At 26.2% G+C, this 7,003-nt stretch carries 3 protein-coding genes; 2 read left to right on the forward strand and 1 reads right to left on the reverse strand.

Annotated elements, in window-relative coordinates:
• Window positions 1-536 precede the first annotated feature (536 nt).
• A complete protein-coding gene (gene lacZ, locus GBZ86_RS10835) occupies window positions 537-4,817 on the forward strand; it encodes a beta-galactosidase, LacZ type (protein ID WP_152890567.1) in 4,281 nt (1,426 codons plus the stop codon).
• Between the two features lie 60 nt (window positions 4,818-4,877).
• Here lacZ and GBZ86_RS10840 read toward each other — a convergent pair whose 3' ends face one another.
• Window positions 4,878-6,215: a lipid II:glycine glycyltransferase FemX gene (locus GBZ86_RS10840; protein ID WP_152890569.1), complete on the reverse strand. Its 1,338-nt coding sequence runs from the start codon at window positions 6,213-6,215 to the stop codon at window positions 4,878-4,880.
• 268 nt (window positions 6,216-6,483) lie between these two features.
• Between GBZ86_RS10840 and GBZ86_RS10845 the strand changes: the two genes are divergently transcribed.
• A partial coding sequence (locus GBZ86_RS10845) for a hypothetical protein (RefSeq protein WP_152890571.1) occupies window positions 6,484-7,003 on the forward strand: 520 nt, incomplete at its 3' end.

Genomic DNA, 7,003 nt, shown 5'->3' on the forward strand with positions numbered 1-7,003 from the left:
AAGGGGTTGTTGCACACTTTTTTAAAGGAAATATATTCCTAGTAGATATATAATCAATATCACTAGAAATATATTTGTATTTTTAAAAAAGTCAATGGTAATATTTTTTAATTATTAAACACTAGTGCAATAAAATATAACAATAAAAATTGAAAAAAGTAAAGAAATAGTATAAATAAAATAACCTCTATTATATTTAATAGAGGTTATTTTATTTAGTATGAAAATTTTTCGATTTTTAAATTATAAAGAAAAAACTCCTAAACAGGCCAATGCTAATAATACTATTAAAATTATTAGCATTAAAATATCACCTTTAGTAAATTTATATTCACCAAAAAATTTCATATATGAATCTCCTTATAAAATTAAACTTATAAAATTATATGTAATAATAAATAATAAAAAAACTAAAATCGGCTTTGATAATAAAGTTATTTATCTTTTAATAAAATAAAATTAATATTAAAAGGTTTACATAAAAAGTATAAAATGGTAAAATTATGAAGAAAAGATTTGAAGGGAGAGAAAATTTTATGTTAAGTAAGAGAACTATTGCTAAAATAATTACAGCTACTTTTACTGGTTGTTTAATTTTTAATAATGTAAACAAAGATGTATTAGCTAATATTAATATTAAAAAACTTCAGAATAGTAAAACTTATGAAAATAATCCTTTTTGGTCAGGAAATCCTGAAAAGTTTGAAGATAATAGAGAAAAGATGCATTCTACGTTGATGCCGTTTAATACTGTTGAGGAAGCATTAAATAATCCAAATTATGTTGATTATAAAAATTCAAGTAATTTCTTAAGTTTAAATGGAGATTGGAAGTTCAATATAGTAAATACTCCAGCAGAGGACATAGAAAATTTTTATGAAACAGATTTTGATACAAGCAATTGGGATACAATACCAGTGCCATCTAGTTGGCAATTACATGGCTATGATCAACCTAGATATAATGATACAGCTTATCCGTGGGAATATCAAAAGAATCTACCAGAGCCACCATATACTCCAGAGGAATATAATCCAATTGGATATTATAAAACTACTTTTACTATACCAGAAAATTGGGATGGTAGAGAAACTTTTGTATCTTTTCAAGGGGTTGAATCTGCATATTATGTTTATATAAATGGAGAGTATGTTGGATATAGTGAGGATACATTTGTAGGACATGATTTTAATATAAGTAAATATTTAAAGCCAGGTGAAAATGAGATTTCAGTTAAAGTTCATAGATGGAGTGATGGTAGTTGGTTAGAAGCTCAAGATATGATCAAATTAAGTGGAATTTTTAGAGATGTATTCTTATACTCTACTCCAAAGGCACACTTAAGAGATTATACTGTAGTAACAGATTTAGATGAAAATTATATAAATTCTGATTTAAATATAGAAGTTAATTTGGCTGATTATGGAATAGAAAATACTAGTGAGTTTAAAGTAAAGGCAATTTTATTTGATGATACAAAACAATTAGTCAAAGAAGTAGAAGATACTATTAGTTTAAGTGAAGATAGAGAGGAAAAGATAATAAATTTAACAACTAAAATTGATAATCCTAAAAAATGGTCAGCAGAAGATCCTAATTTATATACTTTAGTAATAGCATTAGAGGATAATGAGGGAAATGTTATTGAAACAATAAGCAATAAAATAGGGTTTAGAGAAGTTAAAATAGAGGGAAGTCAATTTGAAATTAATGGAAAGCCAATACTTATTAAAGGTGTAAATAGACATGAATTTAAGCCTGATACTGCTAGAACTATGGATGTTGAAACCATGATTAAGGATATAGAATTAATGAAGAAAAGCAATGTTAATTCAGCAAGATCATCACATTATCCTAATGACCCTAGATGGTATGATTTATGTAATGAATATGGACTTTATGTTTTAGATGAGGCCAATTTAGAAACTCATGGATTAATTTATAGAGATGATTATGAAGATATTTTAAGTAGTAATCCTGTTTGGAAAGCTGCTATGATTGATAGGCAACAAGGTATGGTTGAAAGATCTAAAAATGAAAGTTCTGTAATTATGTGGTCTTTAGGTAATGAATCTGATACAGGGGAGAACTTTAAGCATGCAGCTGATTGGATTAAGGAAAAAGATCCAACTAGACCAATTCATTATGAAGCAGACAGAGAAATTCCAGATGTATATAGTAGAATGTACAGATCTATAGAAGAAATGGTTGCTTATGGAGAAAATCCTAATAATACTAAACCATATATTCAATGCGAGTATGCACATGGGATGGGAAATAGTATAGGAAATCTTCAAGACTATTGGGATACTATAAATAAATATGAAATTATGCAAGGTGGTTATATTTGGGATTGGGTAGATCAATCTCTGGAAATGACGGATCCAAAAACTGGAGAAAAATTCTTTAGTTATGGTGGAGATTGGGGAGATGAAGAATTTACTGATGGAAATTTTTGTGCTAATGGTCTTGTATTCCCTGATAGAACAGTTCAGCCAGAATTAGAGGAAGTTAAAAAGGTTTATCAAGAAATAAAAATAAAAGATGTTGATATAATAAATGGAAAAATAAATATTGAAAATCAATATTTATTTACGAATTTAAATAAATATGAACTTACTTGGGAACTTAGAGCTGATAATGAAATAATACAAGATGGAATTTTAAATGTAGACTTAGAACCATTATCTAATAAAGAAATAACTATTCCACTTCAAAGACCAGAGCTTATTCCAGGAATAGAGTATTGGTTAAATATTAGTTTTAAATTAAAAGAAAATACTTCATGGGCTGAAAAAGGACATGTTGTTGCTAAACAGCAATTTAAATTACCTTTTGAAAATTCAAACGCTCTTGATTTAGATATTAATTCAATTGGTAATGTGCAATTAAATGAAAATAATAAAAATATTTCAGTATTAGGAGAAGATTTTGAAGTTTCTATTAACAAAGAAACTGGTGCATTAGAATCTTATACTTTTGATAATAATGGAAGTAAGAAAGAATTAATAACAGAACCATTAAAACCAAATTATTGGAGAGCTCCAAATGATAATGACAGAGGTTATACTTCTAATGAAGAACTTGCTACTTGGAGATATGCAGGAAAAAATTCATTAGTAGAGGATATCAATATTGTAAATGTAGATGATAAGGCTATAAAAGTTGAATTAATTTTAGATGTACCAACAGAAAAAGCTTCAACTTTAAAGCTTGATTATATTATTTATGGAAATGGAGAGGTATCCATAAGTAATACTTTAATAACACCTGACGAATTACCAGCTATACCAGAAATAGGTATGATGATGCAATTGCCTAAAGAATTTGATGAAGTAACTTGGTATGGTAGAGGCCCAGAAGAAAATTATGTAGATAGAAAAACTGCATATGATATAGGAGTTTATAATAAAGATGTAGAGGATTTCTTTGTACCATATATGCAACCATCTGAAACAGGAAATAGAACAGATGTTAGATGGGTTACATTAACTAATGAAGATGGAGTAGGTTTGATGGCTTCATCATCAGAAACAATGGAATTTAATACTCTTCATTATACTCCAGAAGGTTTAACTTCTACAGATTGGCCAAATGATCTTCCAACAGAAAGTATTCGTCATCCTAAAGATTTAGAAAAATTAGAAAATGTAGTATTAAGACTTAATTATAAGCAAATGGGCGTTGGTGGAGATAATAGCTGGGGAGCAACACCTCATTCACAATATATGATAGATGGAAAAAATGCATACAACTATACTTTTAAGTTAAAGGGAATTTCAAAAAAAGATTCTCCTATGGATATAAGTAAAAGGAATTTAGAGATGAATTTAATTAATGATATTAAAGTAAATGGTGAAAGTATAAAATATTTTAATGAAAATATAACAGATTATACAGTAGAAGTATTAGAAGGGTCTTTAAATACACCACCAACTGTTGAAGTGGTATCTGACAATGAAAATGTTAATATTGAAGTAATACAATCTGAAACATTACCAGGTAAAGCCATAATAAATGTTATTTGCACCGATGGAAATTTAGGGGGATTATTCAATAAGACTTATACGATAAACTTTAATACTCATAATAAAGTTTATGCTTCGGACTTAGAATTTAAAAAATCAATATCAGGAATGTATGAAATAGGAAGAGATAAATCTGTAGTTGATAATGAAATAACACTAAAAGTTGATGGAAAAATAACTAAATTTGAAAAAGGAATAGCGACTGTAGCAGATTCTGAAATAGTAATAGATATAGAAAATAAAGGATTTAAGACTTTTGAAGCTTATGTAGGAATTGATAGAGAGTGTGTAGGTTATGGCTCGTTTGTTCAGTTTAGAGTTTTAGCTGATGAAAAAGAAGTATTTAATAGTGGAAGGGTGTACAGTACACATAATGCTAAAAAAGTATCTGTGGATTTAACAGGAGTTAAAGAGTTAACTTTGTTAGTAGACTCATATGATGGAAAAATAAATTATGATCATGGTACTTGGGCTGATGCTAAATTTATTAAAGAAAAAACTCCAGTAGGTTCACCAAATAAAATAACGAACTTAAAAGCTAATGAAATTACTTCAGATAGTATAAAATTAACATGGAGTAAACCAGAGAAAGGACCAAAGCCAACAGAATATATAATTTATAAAGATGGATTAAAAATTGCTAATGTAAATGATAGTGAGGAATTAAGTTATACAGCTAGTGAATTAAAATCAAATACTTTGTATGGCTTTAAAGTTGTTGGAGTAAGTGAAACAGGAGAAGTTTCTAGACCAGTTGCAAAAAATATAAGAACATTAAAAAATAAATAGGATTATCTAATTTAAGGACACTATAAATAATATGTAATTTATAGTGTCCATTTAAAATAATTATTGTTTTTTATTCATTATAGAATTTCTAATTTTTTTAAATTTTGGAAATGCTTTTTTGTATAGTGTATAAATAAAGTTGTCCATAACAAGATCAAATTCACCTATAAATTCTACAAAGTTTCCATTAAAACCTTTTTTAAATTTATAAAGTCCATATAGTGGATTTTCAGGACTTAAATCACCGGATACTCCTCTAAAGTCATAAGTATCCATACCTAATTCGATACTATCTAAAATCATAGACCATTGCATTGCGAAGTTAGGCATTGTATCTCTTAAAATATTTTCAGAAGCTCCATATAAATACCATGCTTTATTACCATAATAAAGATATATTGAGCCTGATAAATAAATTTCTTTATCTTTATAAGGTTCTATATCTTTTATTTTTTCATTAAAGCCTGTAATTTGTCTTTCAGCTTCTTTTATTCTATTTTGTTGATCATGAATTTTCTTTTCAATTCTAGATTTTTTATCTTCATCAGCTTCAGCTTCAAGTTTAGTTTGTAAATTGGATAGTTTAGCTAAAGCTTTAGCCTTAGTTTCTTCTTGTTTAGTTAATTTTTCAGACAATCTATTAAAATCTCTAGTATAGCTATATTTAACCATATATAATCTACAGTAAGGATATAGATAATCTATCATGTCTTTAAAATATTCTTTATGTCTAACTAAGAAGTTATCTCTTTTACCTGTAGTAACCATGATTTCGTGAAATTTTTGTAAAATATCATCATTAATAGATTCTTTATCATAAACTTCTACAGATAATCCTCTTTCTTCTGCTACTTTTATATTATATCTTGTTTTATTAGAGAATTTTTTAAATATCTGTTGCTTAATAGTTTTTTTATCGTCTGTTGTTGGAAGAGGTAATCTAAAAACAAAGTTTGGTTGGATAGCTTCAAAGTTTTTACTATCTGTATTTTTAAAACCTAAGCTTCTAAGGAAGTTTTTTATTTCTTCTCCTTCAATTAAAAGTTTTTCATTTTCATTTAAGTGTATATCAGGGTCTACTGTTATAAAGCAAATATTATTTCTTTTAGCAAAATCTCTTAAAAATTCAGTAAACTCTATTAATAATTCTTTATTATTGTAATTACAAGTAAAACCTCTAGGAATATAACCCATATATTTATTTAAATAGGGAGCTTTTCTTAGAAGTATAGTTGCTGTTATAACTATATTATCATCTGAATCATAACCAGCAATAAATTTTGAATTCCAATCTTTTTTTAATTCAGCCCAATAAGATGTTTGAAATATATGACCTTTATCATTAGTTGAATTAAAAATATCAACCTCTGATGGGTTAATCTCAATAAATTTATACAATTTAGGTTCCTCCTTGAATTTCATTGGGTATAATAACCTTAGAAAAAAACATAAATATATTTTAATATGAATAAAGATTATATTCAAGGGTTGCACATTTAACAATATGGAATATTTTGAATAAATTAGAATAATATTTAGTAACTATATAAAATCATTAATTAAAATTAATTTCAAGCATAAAAATTTATTACATATAAAATAAAATAAGGGATATATTATATATATTGGAATTAATATGGATAATTAAATTATTGGAGGAATTTATATGAAAATAAAAAAATTAAATTTAATTTTTTTATTTCTTTTGCTTCTTTTAGCAGGTTGTGATGAAATGAGTGGACCTACAGAACGAATAGAAGTAGTTAATAATCCTATAGAGGTAATTGAAGATGATAAAAAACCTATAGAAGTAAAATTTAGGGATACATATAAACAATTTAGAAACAATAAAAAAAATATTAATAATAAAGAGTTAAATGGATTAACTTTTAATGATGAAACTTTTGCAAATTTTAAAGATACTAACATGGATATTAAGGAATATGAAGAATGGTTTTTAAAAAATGCTGCTATGAAAGGAATAAATAAAGATAATCTAAAATTAGCTTTAAATAAAGTTAATTTATCTTTAGATGATAAACTTTTAAAATATCCAATAATTATAGATACAATTATTTTTAAAAATAAAGAATGTTATGCTATTGCATATACATGGGATTATAAAGAGAATGTTAAAGATAAAACTAAACTTAAAAAAGTTTGTGCTTTAAATAATAAAATGATAA

It is taken from the genome of Clostridium tarantellae (assembly GCF_009295725.1).
GTDB classification, from domain to species: domain Bacteria; phylum Bacillota; class Clostridia; order Clostridiales; family Clostridiaceae; genus Sarcina; species Sarcina tarantellae.

Excerpts from the sequence above, each read along its gene's own strand:
- lacZ (WP_152890567.1), top strand. The coding sequence starts at position 537 with ATGTTAAGTAAGAGAACTATTGCTAAAATAATTACAGCTACTTTTACT.